Origin of the sequence: Rhodococcus sp. IEGM1339 (assembly GCF_050321925.1) — a bacterium.
Lineage (GTDB): Bacteria > Actinomycetota > Actinomycetes > Mycobacteriales > Mycobacteriaceae > Rhodococcus > Rhodococcus pyridinivorans.
Map to the genome: position 1 here is coordinate 1 of NZ_JBNQFT010000008.1, position 19,075 is coordinate 19,075.

At 69.9% G+C, this 19,075-nt stretch carries 17 protein-coding genes; 1 reads left to right on the top strand and 16 read right to left on the bottom strand.

Annotation, left to right across the window (positions count from 1 at the left end; all coding sequences use genetic code 11):
* Positions 1–356: 356 nt before the first annotated feature.
* The 14 genes from tyrS to ACQR3U_RS10525 form a co-directional block, all read right to left on the bottom strand.
* Positions 357–1,634: a tyrosine--tRNA ligase gene (gene tyrS / locus ACQR3U_RS10460; RefSeq protein WP_006554820.1), complete on the bottom strand. Its 1,278-nt coding sequence runs from the start codon at positions 1,632–1,634 to the stop codon at positions 357–359.
* A 15-nt stretch (positions 1,635–1,649) separates the two neighbouring features.
* Entirely contained in the window at positions 1,650–2,300 is a 651-nt protein-coding gene (locus ACQR3U_RS10465; protein ID WP_006554819.1) for a DNA-3-methyladenine glycosylase, read from the bottom strand.
* Entirely contained in the window at positions 2,285–2,506 is a 222-nt protein-coding gene (locus ACQR3U_RS10470; protein ID WP_039584036.1) for a Trm112 family protein, read from the bottom strand. The genes ACQR3U_RS10465 and ACQR3U_RS10470 overlap by 16 nt, the downstream gene beginning before the upstream one ends.
* 39 nt (positions 2,507–2,545) lie before the next feature.
* Complete coding sequence (locus ACQR3U_RS10475; RefSeq protein WP_230810545.1) at positions 2,546–5,530, bottom strand: AMP-binding protein; 2,985 nt, start codon at positions 5,528–5,530, stop codon at positions 2,546–2,548.
* A gap of 153 nt (positions 5,531–5,683) precedes the next feature.
* Positions 5,684–7,105, bottom strand: a complete 1,422-nt coding sequence (gene argH, locus ACQR3U_RS10480) for an argininosuccinate lyase (RefSeq protein WP_230810544.1) — start codon at positions 7,103–7,105, stop codon at positions 5,684–5,686.
* A gap of 2 nt (positions 7,106–7,107) precedes the next feature.
* The gene (locus ACQR3U_RS10485; RefSeq protein WP_006554815.1) at positions 7,108–8,307 is read right to left on the bottom strand and encodes an argininosuccinate synthase; all 1,200 of its coding nucleotides are present in this window, start codon (positions 8,305–8,307) and stop codon (positions 7,108–7,110) included.
* Between the two features lie 47 nt (positions 8,308–8,354).
* Positions 8,355–8,864 carry an arginine repressor gene (locus tag ACQR3U_RS10490; RefSeq protein WP_019289632.1) on the bottom strand — a complete coding sequence of 170 codons (510 nt, stop codon included), beginning with the start codon at positions 8,862–8,864 and terminating at the stop codon, positions 8,355–8,357.
* 2 nt (positions 8,865–8,866) lie between these two features.
* The gene (gene argF / locus ACQR3U_RS10495) at positions 8,867–9,796 is read right to left on the bottom strand and encodes an ornithine carbamoyltransferase (protein ID WP_006554813.1); all 930 of its coding nucleotides are present in this window, start codon (positions 9,794–9,796) and stop codon (positions 8,867–8,869) included.
* A 6-nt stretch (positions 9,797–9,802) separates the two neighbouring features.
* On the bottom strand, positions 9,803–10,990 hold the full coding sequence (locus ACQR3U_RS10500) for an acetylornithine transaminase (protein ID WP_230810543.1): 1,188 nt from the start codon (positions 10,988–10,990) through the stop codon (positions 9,803–9,805).
* Positions 10,987–11,925, bottom strand: coding sequence for an acetylglutamate kinase (gene argB, locus ACQR3U_RS10505; protein WP_006554811.1), 939 nt, complete (start codon positions 11,923–11,925; stop codon positions 10,987–10,989). Before argB ends, ACQR3U_RS10500 begins: the two co-directional genes overlap by 4 nt.
* The gene (gene argJ, locus ACQR3U_RS10510) at positions 11,922–13,172 is read right to left on the bottom strand and encodes a bifunctional glutamate N-acetyltransferase/amino-acid acetyltransferase ArgJ (protein WP_019289635.1); all 1,251 of its coding nucleotides are present in this window, start codon (positions 13,170–13,172) and stop codon (positions 11,922–11,924) included. Before argJ ends, argB begins: the two co-directional genes overlap by 4 nt.
* The gene (gene argC, locus ACQR3U_RS10515; RefSeq protein ID WP_006553970.1) at positions 13,169–14,242 is read right to left on the bottom strand and encodes an N-acetyl-gamma-glutamyl-phosphate reductase; all 1,074 of its coding nucleotides are present in this window, start codon (positions 14,240–14,242) and stop codon (positions 13,169–13,171) included. The genes argJ and argC overlap by 4 nt, the downstream gene beginning before the upstream one ends.
* 59 nt (positions 14,243–14,301) lie before the next feature.
* A complete protein-coding gene (locus ACQR3U_RS10520; protein ID WP_006553971.1) occupies positions 14,302–14,802 on the bottom strand; it encodes a PspA/IM30 family protein in 501 nt (166 codons plus the stop codon).
* Positions 14,799–15,059 (bottom strand): hypothetical protein, encoded by a 261-nt coding sequence (locus ACQR3U_RS10525; protein ID WP_230810542.1) that lies wholly within the window; start codon positions 15,057–15,059, stop codon positions 14,799–14,801. Before ACQR3U_RS10525 ends, ACQR3U_RS10520 begins: the two co-directional genes overlap by 4 nt.
* Between ACQR3U_RS10525 and ACQR3U_RS10530 the strand changes: the two genes are divergently transcribed.
* Positions 15,046–15,345, top strand: coding sequence for a hypothetical protein (locus ACQR3U_RS10530; protein WP_230810541.1), 300 nt, complete (start codon positions 15,046–15,048; stop codon positions 15,343–15,345). The genes ACQR3U_RS10525 and ACQR3U_RS10530 overlap by 14 nt on opposite strands.
* An 87-nt stretch (positions 15,346–15,432) precedes the next feature.
* Here ACQR3U_RS10530 and pheT read toward each other — a convergent pair whose 3' ends face one another.
* Complete coding sequence (gene pheT, locus ACQR3U_RS10535) at positions 15,433–17,919, bottom strand: phenylalanine--tRNA ligase subunit beta (RefSeq protein WP_230810540.1); 2,487 nt, start codon at positions 17,917–17,919, stop codon at positions 15,433–15,435.
* Between the two features lie 59 nt (positions 17,920–17,978).
* Positions 17,979–19,049 (bottom strand): phenylalanine--tRNA ligase subunit alpha, encoded by a 1,071-nt coding sequence (gene pheS / locus ACQR3U_RS10540; RefSeq protein WP_024101130.1) that lies wholly within the window; start codon positions 19,047–19,049, stop codon positions 17,979–17,981.
* Between the last annotated feature and the right edge of the window lie 26 nt (positions 19,050–19,075).

Here is a 19,075-nt window from a genome sequence, read left to right on the forward strand (position 1 = left end):
CAAATACCCACCCCATCGAAACGATGGAGCGGAGTACCAAAAATATTTGGCACTGACATTCATCGGCACACTGTTGAGTTCTCAAAGAACACGCACACATCATCACGTTACCGGACACCTGTCCGGCTCGCTCCGAGGCAACCGTTCCAAGCTATCACGTCCGATTTCAGGGCCGCAAATCGTTGCTTTCCCGTTCTCTTCTGTGAGAGCCGATCGATGCGACATCGAACATGCCTGTTTCCGAACCTCTCGGTCCGGCGGGCTGTTCGGTGTCGCTCGAACGACGACTAAGTTACGCCGACGCTAACGCGCCGTCAAACCCGCTGGTCAGGGGCTCGCCAGCGTCGGCAAAGGCCTCAGTCGCGGACGACTCGCACACCGGCGAAGTTCCGCTTGCCCCGACGCAGGACGAGCCAGCGTCCGTGCAGCAGCTCTCCGTCGCGCGGGGTCCACTCCTCCGAGGCGATACGGACGTTGTTGACCGACGCGCCGCCTTCCTTGATGGTGCGACGCGCAGCTCCCTTGCTCTCGCACAGCCCCGACGCGACGAGCAGGTCGATGATCGTGTCCGGCTCGCCGGCGCGGAGCTCCGTCACGGACGCCTCGGTCAGGGCGGCCGCGAGCGTGGGCTCGTCCAGCTCGCCCAGCTCGCCTCGCCCGAAGAGGGCGCGGCTGGCCAACTCGACCGCTGCGGTGTTGTGCGCTCCGTGCACGAGCGTGGTCATCTCGGCAGCGAGTCGCTTCTGGGCCTCCCGTGCGTGCGGACGCTCCGTGGTGGCGGTCTCGAGTTCGGCGAGTTCGTCCTTGTCGAGAAAGGTGAACCAGCGCAGGTACTTCATGACGTCGGCGTCGGCAGCGTTGACGAAGTACTGGTACCAGGCGTACGGGCTCGTCATCTCCGGGTCGAGCCACAAGCTGCCACCACCGGTGGACTTGCCGAACTTCTTGCCGTCGGACGAGGTCACGAGCGGGACGGTCAAGGCGTGCACACTCTCGCCGTCGGTACGGCGGTTGAGCTCGACGCCGGCGATGATATTGCCCCACTGATCGGAACCACCGACCTGCAGCGCACATCCGTACTCGCGGCGGAGCTGCACGTAGTCGTTGGCCTGCAGGAGCATGTAGCTGAACTCGGTGTACGAGATGCCGTCACCTTCGAGGCGGCGCTTGACGGTGTCGCGGGCGAGCATCACGTTGATCGAGAAGTGCTTCCCGATGTCGCGCAGGAAGTCGATCGCGGACAGCTTGCCGGTCCAGTCGAGGTTGTTCACGACCACGGCTCCCGTCGGGGAGTCGTCGAAGTCGACGAACCGCTCGAGCTGCCCACGGATCCGCCCTGCCCACTCGGCGACGGTGTCGGCGGAGTTCATGGTGCGCTCCCCCACGTCCCGCGGGTCACCGATCATGCCGGTCGCGCCACCTGCGAGAACGATGGGCCGATGGCCGGCGCGCTGGAAACGCTTGAGTGCGAGGAGCGGAACGAGGTGACCGGCGTGCAGGCTCGGGCCGGTCGGATCGAAACCGGCATAGAGGGTGATCGGACCCTTGTCGAGTTCGCCTCGAAGTGCGTCGAGATCGGTCGATTGCGCGATGAGCCCGCGCCAGGTCAGTTCGTCGAGAATGTGCTCAGTCACCGTTCGATCATCCCATCACGCTCGAGGCGCAGCGGGCGCGCGTGGGCTGCGCCGGTACGCGGAGACCCCGATCGCCCCGGGAACCCACAACCGCCACGGTCTGTCGGCCGCCACGCTGATCCCCACCCGCGGCCCCCGCGCGGCCTCCCCGACCAGCGGTTCGGCCGGGAGTTCCACCCGCACCCGAGCGTCGGAACCATCCACGTCGATGCCGTTGTCGCCCAGATCGAGACCGAGCGCAGCAGCGAGATTGCCCGGACCGCGCGCAAGGTTCGCGAACGGCGTGCCGGACGTGCGCCGGGAACGGACGGCCTGCTCCCCCGCGATCACCTCACCACCGCGCAACAGCACCGCCGCAGCGGTGCCGTCGGGACCGAGGGAGACGTTCGCGCAGAAGTGCAGTCCGTAACTGCGGTAGACGTACAGATGTCCCGCTGGTCCGAACATGACCGAATTGCGCGGGGTCGGTCCGCGGTACGAGTGCGCGGCCGGGTCCGGCCACGGTCCGTCCTCGGGGCCGCCGTAGGCCTCGACCTCCGTCAGCAGGACGGCGGTCTCCCCCACTCGGATGGTTGCTCCGAGCAGCGCTTCGGCGGCCTCGACCGGATCGAGTCTTTCGAGTTCGCCGCGGACGGATCGATGATTGCGGCTCAGTCGGTGCTCCATCCGGCGACACCGCGCGCGGTGAAGTCCTCGTGCTCGGCGTCGCTGACCTCCCGCGCCTCGTCGACGAGGAGGACGGGAATACCGCTCTCGATCGGATACGCCCGCCGCAGTCGCGGGTTGTACAGGACGGCGTCGTCGACGAGAAGCAACGGCCCCTTGTCCTCCGGACAGGCCAGAATGCTCAGCAACGTGGGATCGACAGCCACGGATGTCCTTTCGAAGGGCGGAACCGAACCGGACCCAGGCTACCGCGCCCCGGCGGGCGAACCGGCCGTGCCCGCCTTCCACGCCGTGGCCACGGCTTTGGTGAACCGCTTGTACGTCCCGGTGTCGGGGTTCAGGTACCAGGTACGGACGGTGGGCACGGGCAATCCCTGTTCGCGCAGACGATCGGCGGACGGGCGATAGGACGGGCCCAACGGGATGTCGGGCACGACGTGCACGAGATCGGGTCGCTCGTCGGCCGAGACCGAGTCGAACGCCGCAGTGATCTCCGCGGCCGTCGGTGCACGGTTGCCCCGCAGCGAGCAGCCGGCCACTGCGATGTCGCGACCTCCCACCGAGATGCCATAGGCGACGGCGAGATCGACACGCGGGATCGCTTCGAGCACGTCCGCCACGCTCTGGGTGAAAACCGGGCCGTGGAAGGTGGGAATCACCGTCCCCCGACTGTCGAGCAACCAGTAGTCGCCGTCGTCGTCGCGTCGGAACAGGTTGTCGGTGGGCACCCACACGTCGCCCGGTTCGAACACGCCGCGCATCACACCGGTGATTGCCGAGGCTGCGGGACCGGGTCTGCCGAGCAGCAGTCCGACCTCGCCGACCTGAGCCTCCCGCACGAAGCCGCGTTCGTCCTCCACGAGTCGGCCGACGCCGGCGTCGTAGGCAGCGAGGCGCACATCGGCGCTACCGGGCAACGGCCGGCCCTTCGAGCCGATCTTCGAACCGGAGACGTTCGCGAGCACGACGTCGCCCTCGGTCGACGCGTAGAACTCGAGAACCCGGGCGGGCTCAAACCGGTCGAGCGTGCGGCGCCACAGGCCCGGTGGCATGCCGGAACCGATGAACAACCGGATGGGATGGATGGCGTCGATGTGCAGCGACGGGCTGTCGAGCACCTCACGCATCATCGACCAGGTATAGGTGACGACGGTGACGCCGTAGCGGTGCACTTCGTCGCTGAAGAGCGACGGATTCAACCCGCGCGACAGTGCGATACGCGCCCCGCCCGCGAGCGCCCCGCCGAAACTGACCAGCAGACCGGACGAATGATGCAGGGGCGCAAGGCAGTACATGGTGTCACCGCGGCCGAGCGAGGCGGCGGTGGCGGTACCGAAGGCCGACAGCGCCCACCGGTAGTTGGTGACCCGCCGCACCGCGAGCGTGTCGCCACCACCGGAGAACAGGATGAATGCGAGTTCGCGCGCGAGTCCGGGATCGGGGACGTACCAGCCCGGCAGTTGCACGGAGGAGATGTCGAGTCGTTCGAGATCGACGACGTCGGCGCCGGGCTCGACGTCGAGGTCGCGGACGTCGCCGCCGCCGAGGACCAGCACGGGAAGACCGGTCGCGACGGCCGCGTCGAGGTTCTCGGGATCGGCGACGATCTTTTCGACACCGCCCAGTCGCACGGCCTCGGCGATGTCCGGTCCCGGCGGGATGAGGGCGGAGACGGCGCCGAGGCGGGAGATCGCCGCGACCGCCGCCATTGCGCTGGGGCGCACGTCCATGAGGATGCCGACGTGCATCGCGGGACGGATGCCGTTGTCGGCGAGCCCGAGGACGACGTTGTCGATCCGCCGGTTGACGGCCTCGAAGGTGTAGACCCGGTCCTCGAAGATGAAGCACTCCCGCTTCGGCGACTTGCGGCCGATCTCGGCGAGCAGACCGCCGACGGAGATGCGGGTGCGCGGCTGGATCTGCCCGAGCCGCGCGAGGCGGGGAAGGGCGCGGGCGGCCTCCCCGGTGAGATCGCGTGCGCCGCGGACGGCACCGACCGCGATCCCCGCGAGACCCTTGCCGAGATCGGTCCCGACGTCGGCGAGCGTTGCGGCCGTGTGCGTGATGCGGGATGCGACCGAGACGCCCGTGCCCTCGTCGGTGGGGTTCGGCACCGCCATCGGCGCGATGCCGACGGGCCGGTCCCCGACGCCCTCGCGCCACTGCACCCATTCCCCGACCGACGGCCACGTCTGCTGGCCGGCGACACTGCCCACGACGAGTCCGAAATGACCTGCGCGCAAGGTGTATTCGTAGACCTCCGCGCGGGGTGCGGCCTTGCGGATGCCGCGCACGGCGAGCGGTTGCCCGATGTCGTCGACCTCACCGATGAACGCGAGGACGGGACAGGTGATCTCGGCGAGGCTCACCGCCCGGTCGTTGATGACGAAACCGCCACTGACCATGCGGTTGTGGGCGATGAACTGGCGCAACACCTCGGCGACGGCCGGTCCGGACCACGCCACCCACCCCTCGGTGTCGAGGAACCGGCGCTGCGGCTCGCGCGGCAACAGCGCCTCCCGGTCGTGGAGCTGGAGCAGGAAGTCGATGCGCGATCGCAGCGTCTTGACCGGATCGAGCAGCTGGAAGCCGGTGCGCGCCATCCATCCGGTGATCGCGAGGCGGTTGAAGACATGGTCGGCAAGGAAGTCGGCGGAGTGGGTCGCGACGATCTCCGGGATCCCGAACGGCAGGGCGGCGAGGGTGTCGACCGGGCTGCCGAAGGTGATCAGGCTCGCGATGCCGCGGCTGCGCCGATAGGCCGCGACCTGATAGCAGAACATGCCACCCTGCGAGTATCCGCCGAGATGCACGTCGCGACCGGTGTAGGCACGGACGCAGTCGACGACCTCGTCGAGGGCGAGGATGTGATCGGTGAGGGTGCGCTTCCAGCCGCCCTCCTCCTGGTCGGGCGATCCGAAGTCCACGACCCACGGATCGAGACCCGCTTCGTGGAGGCTGCCGACGGCGCCGGCGTCACGGGTGACGTCGTACACCTCGGCGGACACCATCATCGGTGGTACGAGAACGACGGGGATGCCCGTGGAGGCGGTGTCGGATTCGGGGAAGTACCGGCGGAGCCGGTACATGGAGGTGCGCTCGACGACCTGATAGGGCGACGACGACCGGCCGGGTTCGAGGCCACCGAAGCGCAGGACTTCGAGACCGTTCTGGGCAGTGGCGACGAGCCGTCGCACCGACTCGGTCACTACATCGGCGTCCAGTCCCACGGTCCGTTCCCCTTCTCGACGATGTATCCGCACCAGTCCCCGGCACCTGCGGTTCTACACCGGTACCCGCTGCATGCCGAGAGTATGTGCCAGCCTGCCACACGGCCCTCACCGTCCCGGGCAACTCGGGGTGTGCCCGGGACGGCAGGCGTGTCAGTCGCGAACCCGGTCGCGCAGTTGTGCCGCGGCGTCGCGCACGCGGCCGAGTTGCTCGGCCACCCGCACGCCCGCGGTGCCGCCGCGAGCGTCGCGCGAGGCGATGGAGCCTTCGACGGTGAGCACTTCCCGCACCTGCGGGGTCAGTGCCGGATCTACACCGGCCAACTCCTCGTCTGTGAGGTCCTCGAGGCCGGCTCCGCGGCCTTCGGCGACCCGCACGCACGCCCCGGCCGCCTCGTGGGCGACGCGGAACGGCACACCCTGGCGGACCATCCACTCGGCGATGTCGGTCGCGAGGGTGAATCCGGCGGGTGCGAGCTCGGCCATGCGCTCGGTGTGGAAGGTCAGCGTCGAGACGAGCCCTGCGATCGCCGGGAGCAGCAGCTCGAGCTGTGCGACGGAGTCGAAGACCGGCTCCTTGTCCTCCTGCAGGTCGCGGTTGTAGGCCAACGGCTGCGCTTTGAGCGTGGCCAGCAGACCGGTGAGGTTGCCGATGAGGCGACCGGCCTTACCGCGGGTGAGCTCGGAGACGTCCGGGTTCTTCTTCTGCGGCATGATCGACGACCCGGTCGACCATTCGTCCGCGAGGGTGACGTACCCGAACTCGGGGGTGCTCCACAGGATGATCTCCTCCGCCATGCGGGAGAGGTCGACGGCGATCTGCGCGAACACGAACGCCGCTTCTGCAGCGAAGTCGCGGGAGCTGGTGGCGTCGATCGAGTTGTCCGCCGCCGAGTCGAAGCCCAGGTCGGCCGCAATCGCGTCGGGGTCGAGACCGAGCGACGATCCGGCGAGCGCTCCCGACCCATACGGCGAGACCGCCGCGCGCTTGTCGAAGTCGCGTAACCGGTCGACGTCGCGCAGCAACGGATGCGCATGGGCGAGCAGGTGGTGCGCGAGCAGCACGGGCTGCGCCGCCTGCAGGTGCGTCTTGCCCGGCATGACGGCATCGGGGTGCGCCGCGGCCTGGTCGGCGATCGCGTCGACCACATCGAGGACACCGTCGGCGATGCGCCGCGCGCTGTCGCGCAGCCACATGCGGAACAGCGTCGCGACCTGGTCGTTGCGGGAGCGGCCCGCGCGGAGCCGGCCGCCGACCTCGGGGCCCACCCGCTCGATGAGTCCCCGTTCGAGCGCGCCGTGCACGTCCTCGTCGGACTCGGCGGGACCGAACGCACCGGAGGCCACATCGGCGGCGAGCCGGTCGAGGCCGTCGAGCATCGTGGTGAGGTCGTCGTCGGTGAGGAGTCCGGCGCGGTGCAGGACCTTTGCGTGGGCCTGCGAGGCGCGTACGTCGTACGGGGCGAGCGCCCAGTCGAAGTGCGTGGACTTACTCAGCGCCGCCATGGCGGCGGCCGGTCCGGATGCGAACCGGCCGCCCCACAGGGCACCTTCGTTGGTGCCGTGAGCCGTCATGACTACAGGCCCAGATCGCGCTTCGCGGCGACCTTCGACGACAGGCCGTGGATCTGCACGAAGCCCTTGGCGTTGGACTGGTCGAAGCTGTCGCCCTCGTCGTAGGTGGCGAGGTTGAAGTCGTACAGCGACTCCGGGCTGCGACGGCCGTTGACGGTGATGTGTCCGCCGTGGAGCACCATGCGGATGTCGCCGGTGACGCGCTCCTGGGTGTTCTTGATGAAGGCGTCGAGGGCGGTCTTCAGCGGCGAGTACCACAGGCCGTCGTACACCAGCTCGCTCCAGCGCTCCTCGACGCGACGCTTGTAGCGGCCGAGTTCGCGCTCGAGGGTGACGTGTTCGAGTTCCTGGTGCGCGGTGATGAGGGCGATGGCGCCGGGGGCCTCGTAGATCTCGCGGCTCTTGATGCCGACGAGGCGGTCCTCGACCATGTCGAGGCGGCCGACACCCTGGGCGCCGGCGCGACGGTTGAGTTCCTGGATGGCCTCGAGGACGGTGACGTGCTTGCCGTCGATCGCGACGGGGCGGCCGGCCTCGAAGCTGATGATCAGCTCGTCGGGGGCCTGCCAGTGGGCGGTGGGGTCCTCGGTGTAGTCGTAGACGTCCTTGGTGGGGGCGTTCCACAGGTCCTCGAGGAAGCCGGTCTCGACGGCGCGGCCCCAGACGTTCTGGTCAATGGAGAACGGCGAACGCTTGGTGACGTTGATGGGCAGGCCGTTCTCCTCGGCGAAGGCGATGGCCTTCTCGCGGGTCCAGGCGTAGTCGCGGACCGGTGCGATGACCTGGAGGTCGGGTGCGAGGGCGCCGAAGCCGACCTCGAAGCGGACCTGGTCGTTGCCCTTGCCGGTGCAGCCGTGGGAGACGACGGTGCCGCCGTGTTCGCGGGCGGCCTGCACGATGTGCTTGACGATCAGCGGGCGGCTGATGGCCGAGACGAGCGGGTAGCGGTCCATGTAGAGCGCGTTGGCCTGGACGGTGGGCAGGCAGTACTCGTTGGCGAACTCGTCCTTGGCGTCGACGACGATCGATTCGACGGCACCGCAGTCGAGGGCGCGCTGACGCACGACCTCCATGTCCTCGCCACCCTGGCCGAGGTCGATGGCCACGGCGACGACCTCCTTGCCGGTCTCCTTGCCGATCCAGCTGATGGCGACGGAGGTGTCCAGCCCGCCCGAATAGGCGAGTACGACGCGTTCGGCCATTGTCTTTGTGCTCCTTCGTATTTCGACGTGCGTCTATGAGTGGTAGGTCAGGCGAGTGATTCGATTTTCGCGGCCAGTTCGGCTCCCGTCGTCGGTTCGCGGGCGATGACCGCGATGGTGTCGTCGCCGGCGATCGTTCCGACCACCTCGGGTAATGATGCCCGATCGAGTGCACTGGCCAGATAGTGCGCCGCCCCCGGCGGGGTGCGCAGCACGGCGATGTTGCCGCTGGAGTCGGTGGACACCAGCAGTTCGCCGAGCAACCGGGACAGGCGGTCGGTGCCTCCGGTCACGCCGCGCACAGGGCTGCCGTCCTCCGGGACGACGTACACCCCGGCGCCCCCATCGGCCGCGCGGAGCTTGACGGCGCCGAGTTCCTCGAGGTCGCGAGACAGGGTGGCGGTGGACACCTCGATGCTGTCCTCGGCGAGGAGTGCGGCGAGTTCGGTGTGGCTGCGCACCGGGTGCGCGGCGAGGAGTGCGACTATGCGGGCCTGCCGCGCCGCGCGCGTCGGCGCCGTCGCCGCACTGTCCGCATGGTTCGCCGCGGTGCTCACGGTCAGCTCCGGCTCTGCTCGAGCAGCCACACGAGCAGGGCCTTCTGTGCGTGGAGGCGGTTCTCGGCTTCGTCCCACACCACAGACCGCGGTCCGTCGATGACCTCGGCGGTGATCTCCTTGCCGCGGTAGGCCGGCAGGCAGTGCAGCACGATCGCGTCGGTGTCGGCAAGGGAGACGAGGTCGTCGTTCAGCTGGAACGGCCGGAAGGGTGCCTCGCGATCCTTGCCGTCGTCCTCCTGCCCCATCGACACCCAGGTGTCGGTGACGAGCACATCGGCGCCGCTGGCTCCGGTACGCGGGTCGTCGGTGACGGTGACGCTGCCGCCGGTCTCCTCTGCCCGTGCGCGGCTCGCGTCGACGACCTGCGAGTCGGGGGTGAACCCGGCCGGGGACGCGATGGTCACGTGCATGCCGGCGGTGACGCCGCCGAGCATCAGCGAGTGCGCCATGTTGTTGGCGCCGTCGCCGAAGTAGGTCATCCGCAGGCCCGCGGTGGCGCCCTTGTTCTCGCGGATGGTCTGCAGGTCGGCGAGGACCTGGCAGGGGTGGAAAGTGTCGGTGAGCGCGTTGACGACGGGCACGGTCGAGTGCTCGGCGAGCGTCTCGATGCGGTCCTGGCCGTAGGTGCGCCACACGACCGCTTCGGTGAACCGGGAGAACATCCGGGCGGTGTCCTCGAGGGTCTCACCCTTCCCGATCTGGGTGGAGCCGGTGTCGACGACGACGGCGTGCCCGCCGAGTTGGGCGATGCCGGCGTCGAAGGAGAAGCGGGTGCGGGTGGAGGTCTTGTCGAACAGCACGGCGACGCTGAGGGGCCCTTCGAGGGGGCGGCGGGACAGCGGCGCCTTCTTCAGTTCGGCGGCGAGTTCGAGCACCTCGGTCTGTTCGGCCGGGGTGAGGTCGTCGTCGCGCAGGAAATGGCGGAGCACGGGTCGTCAGTTCCCTTCCCGGTCGGCGGTGTCGAGGACGGCGGGCAGCGCCGTCACGAAGCTCTCGGCCTGCTGTTCGGTGAGGATCAGCGGGGGCGCGAGGCGGATCACGTCCGGTGCGGCGGCGTTGACGAGGAAACCGGCCTCGCGGGCGGCGGTCTCGACGGCCGGCGCCTTCGCGGCGGTGAGGACGACACCGAGGAGCAGCCCGGAGCCGCGCACGTGCGAGACGAGCGGGTGCCCGAGTTCCTCTATGCCGGCGGCGAGGGTCTTCCCGATGGTGTTCACGTGGTCGAGCAGGTTGTGCTCGTCGATCGTGCGCAGCACCGCGAGGGCGGCCGCGGCGCACACCGGGTTGCCACCGAAGGTGGTGCCGTGCTTGCCGGGCCGGAACAGCTCGGCGGCCGGACCGGTGGCGAGGACCGCACCGATGGGCAGTCCGCCGCCGAGGCCCTTGGCGAGGGTCATCACATCGGGGGTGATGCCCGCTGCCTGGTGGGCGAAGAAGGTACCGGTGCGGGCGATACCGGTCTGGACTTCGTCGAGCACGAGCAGGGCGCCGCGTTCGGTGGTGATGCGACGCGCGCCGGCGAGATAACCCTCGGGCGGGACGACGACGCCGGATTCGCCCATGATCGGTTCGAGGAAGACGGCGGCGGTGTTCTCGTCCACCGCGGCCTCGAGGGCGTCGAGGTCGCCGTAGGGCACGAACTCGACGCCGGCGGGCATCGGTTCGAAGGGGGCGCGCTTGTCGGGCTGGCCGGTCAGGGCGAGGGCGCCCATGGTGCGGCCGTGGAAGGCCTTCTCGCACGCGACGATCCTCGGCCGTCCGGTGAGCCGGGCGATCTTGAAGGCCGCCTCGTTGGCCTCGGTGCCGGAATTGCAGAAGAAGGCGCGGCCCTCGTGACCGAAGCGATCGAGGAGCTTCTCGGCGAGTTCGAGCACCGGCGGCGAGGCGTACAGGTTCGACACGTGGCCGAGCTGGTTCAGCTGGGCGGTGACGGCCTCGATGATCGCCGGGTGGCGGTGGCCGAGGCTGTTGACGGCGATGCCGCCGAGCAGGTCGAGGTACTGCTTGCCGTCGGCGTCGGTGAGCACGGCACCGTCGCCCGCGACCAGCGCGACCTTGGGCACGCCGTAGTTGTTCATCAGCGAACCCGCCCAGCGCTGCTGGAGGTCGGACGTGCCGGTCATGCGGGGCCTTCCTTCTCGGAGGACGGCACCACCATGGTGCCGATGCCTTCTTCGGTGAACAGTTCGAGGAGCACGGAGTGCGGCTGGCGCCCGTCGATGACGTGCGCGGTGGGCACTCCCCCCTGAACGGCGCGCAGGCACGCCTCCATCTTCGGGACCATGCCGGAGTCGAGCGACGGCAGCAGCGCGGTGAGCGCGTCGGCGTCGATCCGCGAGGTGAGCGAGCTGCGGTCGGGCCAGTTCGTGTAGAGGCCTTCGACGTCGGTGAGCACGACCAGCTTCTCCGCGCCGAGCGCTTCGGCAAGGGCGGCCGCGGCGGTGTCGGCGTTGATGTTGTGCACCACGCCGTCGGCGTCGGGCGCGATCGTGGAGACGACGGGGATGCGCCCGGCGGCGATGAGGTCGAGCACCGCGCCGGGGTCGACGCTGGTGACGTCGCCGACGAGCCCGATGTCGGTGGCCTCGCCGTCGACGACGACCGTGCGGCGGGTCGCGGTGAACAGTCCGGCGTCCTCGCCGGAGGTGCCGACGGCGTAGGGGCCGTGGCTGTTGATCAGGCCGACGAGTTCGCGTCCGACCTGCCCGAAGAGCACCATCCGCACGACGTCCATGACCTCGGGAGTGGTGACACGGAAGCCGCCGCGGAATTCACCTGCGAGGCCGAGTCGCTCGAGCATGGCGTTGATCTGCGGGCCGCCGCCGTGCACGACGACGGGGTGGATGCCGACGGTGCGCAGGAACGCCATGTCGGCGGCGAAGGCGGTCTTGAGGGTGTCGTCGATCATGGCGTTGCCGCCGTACTTGACGACGACGATCTTGTCGCGGAACTTCTGCAGCCACGGCAGGGCCTCGGCGAGGACGAACGCCTTCTGGTGCGAGGTGAGGTCGGCGATCAGTGCGTCGGTCACGTCGTCTCCTGTGTTCGTTCCGGTCACGACGAGTACGCCGAGTTCTCTTCGACGTAGGCGTGCGAGAGGTCGGTGGTGCGGATGGACACCTGCGCGTTGCCGAGGCCGAGGTCGATGTCGAGTGCGATGTCGGCCGCGGACAGGTCGACCTCGCGGGCGCCGGGCGCACCGACACCGTCGATGCACACCGGGTTGCCGTTGAACGACACGGAGATCTTGTCGGGGTCGAGTTCGATCGGGGCGATGCCGATGGCGGCGAGCACGCGGCCCCAGTTTGGGTCGGAACCGAACAGTGCGGTCTTGACGAGGCTGTCGCGGGCGACGGTGCGGGCACCGATCAGGGCGTCGTCCTCGCTGGCGGCGCCGCGGACGGTGACGGTGACCCGCTTGGTGACGCCCTCGGCGTCGGCCATCATCTGCTCGGCGAGGTCGTCGCACACGGCGAGGACGGCGGCGTTGAGCTCGTCCTGGCTCGGGGTGATCCCGCTCGCGCCGGAGGCCAGCAGCAGCACGGTGTCGTTGGTGGAGGTCGCGCCGTCGACGTCGAGGCGGTCGAAGGTGAGCCGGGACGCGTGGCGCAGCGCGGTGTCGAGCTGATCGGCGGTCGCGACGGCGTCGGTGGTGACCACGCACAGCATCGTCGCCAGGGCGGGGGCGAGCATGCCGGCGCCCTTGGCCATGCCGCCGACGTTCCACTTGTCGGCGTGGTGCAGGGCGGCCTGCTTGGGCACGGTGTCGGTGGTCATGATCGCGTAGGCGGCGTCGGTGCCACCGGAGATGCCTCCGGCGAGTTCGTGGACGATCTCCTGCACCCCGGAGAGCACCTTGTCCATCGGCAGACGGTCGCCGATCAGGCCGGTCGAGCACACGGCGACCTCACCGGCACCGGTCTCGGTGCCCCAGTTGCTCAGGGCGTCGGCGACGGCCTCGGCGGTGGCGTGGGTGTCCTGGAAACCACCGGCGCCGGTGCACGCGTTGGCGCCACCGGAGTTGAGGATCACCGCGCGCAGGCTGCCGGACTTCAGCACCTGCTGGGACCACAGGACGGGGGCGGCCTTGACCTTGTTGGTGGTGAACACACCGGCGGCGGTGAGTTCGGGGCCCTCGTTGACCACGAGCGCGAGGTCCTGTCTTCCCGAGACCTTGATGCCGGCGGGGATGCCGGCGGCCCGGAAGCCGGCGGGACTGGTGACACCCTGGGTGCGGATCAGGCGTCCCCCGGCGATCTCGGTGGCGCCGGTGTAGACGTCGTCTGCGTACTTGTTCTCGGTCACGGAGCCACTCCCACGGTGGACAGGCCGGCGGTCTCGGGCAGGCCGAGTGCCAGGTTCATCGATTGCACGGCGGCACCGGCGGTGCCCTTGGTGAGGTTGTCGAGCGCGGCGACGACGATGAGCAGTCCGGCGTCGGTGTCGACGGTGACGGCGATCTGGACGGCGTTCGAGCCGACCACCGCGCCGGTGGCCGGTAGTGCGCCTTCCGGCAGCAGCTGCACGAACGGTTCGTCGGCGTAGGCCTTCTCGTAGACGGCGCGGGCCTCGGCGGCGGTCACCGTGGTCGGTGCGGTGCAGGTCGCGAGGATGCCGCGCGGCATGGGCGCGAGGATCGGGGTGAACGAGACCTTCACGTCGGTGTCGGCAAGAGCGGAGAGGTTCTGCTTGATCTCCGGGGTGTGCCGGTGGGCGCCGCCGACGCTGTAGGCGCGGACCGAGCCCATGACCTCGGAGCCGAGCAGCTCGACCTTCGGGGACTTCCCGGCGCCGGAGGTGCCGGAGACGGCCACGACGTTCACGACGGGTTCGACGATGCCGGCGGCGACGGCCGGTGCGAGTGCGAGCAAGGCGGAGGTCGGGTAGCAACCGGGGACCGCGATGCGGGTGGCCCCGACGAGGGCGTCGCGCTTGCCGGGCAGCTCGGGCATGCCGTAGGGCCAGGTGCCGGCGTGGTCGCTGCCGTACCAGCGCTGCCAGTCGGCGGCGTTCTCGAGCCGGAAGTCGGCGCCACAGTCGATGACGACGGTCGTCTCGGGCAGCTGCTCGGCGATCACGGCGGAGTGGCCGTGCGGCAGGCCGAGGAAGACGACGTCGTGCCCGAGCAGGGTGTCGATGTCGGTGGCGCCGAGCACGCGGTCGGCGAGCGGCAGCAGATGGGGATGGAACTCGCGCAGGGTGGCGCCCGCGTTACCCCCGGCGGTGAGCGCGCCGATGACGAGCGAGCCGTCCTGGTAGGCGGGGTGGCCGAGGAGCAGGCGCAGGATCTCGCCGCCCGCGTAGCCGCTGGCGCCGGCCACGGCGACCCGTAGCGGCGACTCGGAGGTGGCGGTGAAGTCCGGTGAAGTACCCATACGAATGATTATGCACCCTCATGCAAATCATTTCATAGGGGGTGTCCCTTTCGGAGGATTCACTCCGAGCGCAACGACCGCCGGATCTCCGCGAGCCGGTCGGCAGCGGCCGCCTTGCGCTCCTCGTACTGCTCCTCGAGCGTGCGACCCGCACCCGTCGCGTGCGCGAGTTCCTCCGCGCCGAGCGCGGTCGCCGAACGCTGTTCGATCTTCTCACGCACCGATTCGAAGGTCGGCACCCCGTCCGCGGTGTATCCGGTGATCTCCTCGATCGTCGGTGCGCGGACCGGGCCGTCGACGGATCCGGTGTCGACGACACCCGGTTCGACGATCTCGGCGTCGTGGACCTGAGCGTCGTGGACGTCTTCCTCGCGTGGGGTCACGTCGGGATCGGGGCTCGGCTCCGGGTCGATCGGCGGCACGTCCGGGATGTCCGGGGCCGGGGGAATATCCGGCACCGTCGGCGTCTCCGGCCCGGCCGGGGTCACGTCGGGGACGGGCTGCTCCGGCTTGTCGGGCTCCTCGGGAGACGGCACCCGGCCGGCTTCGTCCTTGCTCATGCCTCCAGGCTACGTCGCCCGGCTGCCACTGAGACCTCTTCGGCGCGAGCCAGCAGATACGCCTCGAGGGCCTCCCGGCTCGTGTACCGCAGGGGCACACCGAGTTCCTCACGCAACCGCCGGTTGTCGAGCACCGGACGGTACTGCAGGAAGGCGACCCGCTCCGGGCCGTGCTCGGTCGATCCCAACGCGCGCCCGATCCTCAGGGCGAACTTCAGGACCGCGGCGGGCACCGTGAGGGATTTGCGGTTCGTCATCGCGGCGATCTCGGGCACGGTGACCGTCGAGGTGCCGTGGGCGGGCGCCGACCTGGGGAAGCTGCCCGGCGTTGCGTCGATCCGCACCCATGTGGTCTCGGAGTGGTTCACCGAGGGCGGGGCGTGGCGGCTGAACGCGCTCGGTCCGGGAGAGCGAGGGGAACTGATGTCGGGCTCCCGGCGGGTGGGTGAGCGGCGCGGACGCACGACGATCTCCGCCACCGACCGCGCGATCCTGTCGGCGCTCGCGGTCGACGGCCGCACCCCGATGCGCATCCTCGCGTAGATCGCCGGGCACATCCTCGACCGGGCGGTCCGCAAGGTCACCACGGTCCCGCCCGAGGTGTGGCTGCCGGGCGGGGACGCGGGCGGCTCAGGCGCGTAGTTCGGCACCGACCGCGGTGGCCGCGGCGGCCACCGCTGCCTCGCGGGCGGCGCTGGCCTCGTCCTCGGTGAGGGTGCGATCGAGGGCGCGGAAGCGCAGCGCGAACGCGAGGGACTTGCGGTTCTCCCCCAGCTGGGCGCCCTGATAGACGTCGAACAGACGGATGTCCTCGAGCAGCTCGCCGCCACCCGAGCGCAGGGCGCTCTCGACGTCGGCGGCCGGCACATTCGCGTCGACCACGACCGCGACGTCCTGCAGGACCGCCGGGAACGGCGAGACCACCGGCGCCGGAAGCGATTCCACGATCGGTAACGCGTCGAGGTCGAGTTCGAAGGCGCACGTGCGTGCGGGCAGACCGGCCCGTTCGATCACCGCGGGATGCAGTTCACCGGCGTGGCCGACGACGACCCCGTCGACAAGCAGTTCGGCGCAGCGGCCGGGATGCCAGGGCAGGTACTGCGCGGCGCGGCGCTCGAGGCGCACCCCGGCGGCACGTGCCACGGTCTCCGCGGCGGCGAAGGCATCGAAGGCATCGGCGGCGCGTCCCGTGCCCCACGGCCCGGCCGGTTCGCGCAAACCGGCGAGCACACCACCGACGTGGACCGGCTGCTTCGGCAGCGACCCTTCGAGCAGGGCGATCTCGTCGTCGGTGGGACGACGGTCGACCGGGAGCGCGTCGACCGGCTTGGTCTCGGAAGTGGGATGCACGACCTGCGCGATTGCGTAGAGCGACAGGTCGCGCTGGCCGCGCGAGACGTTGCGGCCGAGGATCTCGAGCAGGCCCGGCAGCAGCGTGGTGGCCAGCTCCGGACGATCGGCTTCGAGGGGGTTGAGCACCTTGGTGGTCACCCGGCGCGGGTCGTCGGCGTCGAGCTTCCAGGTATCGAACACGCCGGCCGGCAGGAACACCGGAGCCAGGACCTCGACATAGCCGTCGTGGGCGAGCGCGCGGGAGACGGCGCGGCGGCGCTTCTGCGTGGCCGTGAGACCGCGGCCGGCGGGAGCGGTGGGCAGCACCGACGGGATCTGCTCGAGGCCTTCGAGGCGCAGCACCTCCTCGACCAGGTCGGCAGGCTGACGCAGGTCGGGGCGCCAGGTCGGCGGGGTGACGACGAGCTGGCCGTGGCCGTCCTCGCCGACACCGACCTCGACCGCGCATCCGATCTGCGTGAGACGGCGGGCAGCGGTGCCGTTCGGGTAGCTCACCCCGGCCATGCGGTCGGGCAGGTCGATGTCCATGCGGATCGTCGGACTCTCGGTGGGCACGACGATGTCGGTGAGGGTCGACTCCACGCGGCCGCCGGCGATCTCGACGAGCAGGCTCGCGGCCCGGTCGAGCGCGGCGCGGGCCAGGGCCGGATCGACGGTGCGCTCGAAACGCTTGCCCGCCTCGCTGCTGACCTTGTGCCGACGGTTGCCGCGGAAGACGGCGAGCGGATCCCAGGCGGCGGCCTCGAGCAGCACGTCGGTGGTGCTGTCGCCGACCTCGGTGGTCGCGCCGCCCATGATGCCGGCGAGGGAGATCACCCCGGAGTCGTCGGTGATGACGACGTCCTCCGGATCGAGATCGCGCTCGACACCGTCGAGGGTGGTGAGCTTCTCCCCTGCCCGGGCGCGTCGCACGACCAGCTCACCCTGCAGGCTGGCGGCGTCGAAGGCGTGCAGCGGCTGGCCGAGTTCGAGCATGACGTAGTTGGTCACGTCGACGGCCGGGGAGATCGGGCGGACACCGGCGGTGTGCAGGCGGCGCTGCATCCACCACGGGGTGACGGCCTTCGGGTCGATGCCGGTGACGCGGCGTGCGGCAAACCGGGTGGCCTTCGTCTCGGACTCGAGCCGGATCGGGTAGGCCTCCCCGCCGTCGGACGGCAGTGCCGGCACGGCCGCGGGATCGGCGAATTCGAGGTCGAAGCCGCACGCGAGTTCGCGGGTGAGGCCGCGGACGGAGAAGCAGTATCCGCGGTCGGGGGTGATGTTCAGTTCGACGACGGTGTCGCCGAGGCCGAGCAGCTCGTTGGCGTCGGTGCCGGGTTCGGCCGTGCCGGGCTCGAGCACGAGGATGCCGGAGTGGTCCTTGCCGATGCCCAGCTCGGACAGCGAGCAGATCATGCCGTCGGAGATGTGCCCGTAGGTCTTGCGCGATGCGATGGCGAAGTCGCCGGGAAGCACGGCGCCGGGCAGGGCGGCGATGATGAGGTCGCCCTCGGCGAAGTTGCGGGCACCGCACACGATGCCGCGCGGTTCCTCCTCACCGACGTCAACCTTGCAGAAACGGATGGGCTTCTTGAATTCGGTGAGCTCGGTGATCTCCACGACCCGTCCGACGACGAGGTTGTCGATTCGGCCGAGGGTCTCGATGTCCTCGACCTCGAGTCCGACCCGGACGAATCCCGCGTCGAGTTCCTCGGCGGTGACGTTCCACTCCGGGGTGGCGCGCTGCAGGATCTCGGTCAGCCAGGACTGCGCTACTCGCACTTGTGCTCAGCTCTTTCGTTCGGTCGTCGGTCGGTGGAGTCGGTGTCGGGAGCGGGCTGTCAGCCCTGCACGCCGAACGGCAGGGTGAAGCGCACGTCGCCCTCGACGATGTCGCGCATGTCGGGGATGCCGTTGCGGAACTGCAGGGTGCGTTCGAGGCCCATTCCGAACGCGAACCCGGTGTACACGTCGGGGTCGATGCCCGAGGCCCGGAGCACATTGGGGTTGACCATGCCGCAGCCGCCCCACTCGACCCAGCCGGCGCCGCCCTTCTTGTTCGGGAACCACACGTCCACCTCGGCGGACGGTTCGGTGAACGGGAAGTAGTTCGGGCGCATCCGGGTGCGGGTCTCCGGCCCGAACAGCGCCCGCGCGAACGCGTCGAGGGTGCCGCGCAGGTGCGCCATGGTCAGGCCCTTGTCGACGGCGAGACCCTCGACCTGCGAGAAGACCGGGGTGTGGGTGGCGTCGAGTTCGTCGGTGCGGAAGGTGCGGCCGGGGCACACGACGTAGATCGGGATGTCGCGGTGCAGCATGGTGCGGACCTGCACGGGCGAGGTGTGGGTGCGCAGCACCTGCCGCGAACCCTCCGGGGCGATGTGGAAGGTGTCCTGCATCGTGCGCGCCGGATGGTCGGGCAGAAAGTTCAGGGCGTCGAAGTTGAAATGCTCGGTCTCGACCTCGGGGCCTTCGGCGACCTCCCAGCCCATCGCGACGAAGACGTCGGCGACCTCGTCGGAGATGATCGAGATCGGGTGGCGGGCGCCGAGCGCGCGGCGGGTCGCGGGAAGGGTGACGTCGACGGCTTCGGCGACGAGGACCGCGGCGTCGCGTTCGGCCTGCAGCACGGCCTTGCGGTCGTCGAAGGCGGCCTGCACGGTGGTGCGGTGGGCGTTGACCCGCTTGCCGGCGTCGGCGCGCTCGTTGCCGGGCAGCGAGCCGAGGGCGCGCTTGGCGAGGGAGATGGGCGCCTTGTCGCCGAGGTGGTCGATCTTCGCCTGGGCGAGTTCGTCGAGGTCGGTCGCAGCGGCGAACGCGTCGATTGCGGACTTCTCGGCGGCGGTGAGCGCGTCCTCGGTCAGGGCGCTCGGATCGACTGCCGGCGGGGTCCCGCCCTCTTTCTTGGCCACGACCGGTGCATCTCCTTCTTCGGACG

Coding starts and splice junctions, on each gene's coding strand:
- ACQR3U_RS10465 (WP_006554819.1), bottom strand. CDS start 2,300: ATGGAGCACCGACTGAGCCGCAATCATCGATCCGTCCGCGGCGAACTC.
- argH (WP_230810544.1), bottom strand. CDS start 7,105: ATGACGGCTCACGGCACCAACGAAGGTGCCCTGTGGGGCGGCCGGTTC.
- ACQR3U_RS10485 (WP_006554815.1), bottom strand. CDS start 8,307: ATGGCCGAACGCGTCGTACTCGCCTATTCGGGCGGGCTGGACACCTCC.
- ACQR3U_RS10500 (WP_230810543.1), bottom strand. CDS start 10,990: ATGACCGGCACGTCCGACCTCCAGCAGCGCTGGGCGGGTTCGCTGATG.
- argC (WP_006553970.1), bottom strand. CDS start 14,242: ATGGGTACTTCACCGGACTTCACCGCCACCTCCGAGTCGCCGCTACGG.
- ACQR3U_RS10520 (WP_006553971.1), bottom strand. CDS start 14,802: ATGAGCAAGGACGAAGCCGGCCGGGTGCCGTCTCCCGAGGAGCCCGAC.
- ACQR3U_RS10525 (WP_230810542.1), bottom strand. CDS start 15,059: ATGACGAACCGCAAATCCCTCACGGTGCCCGCCGCGGTCCTGAAGTTC.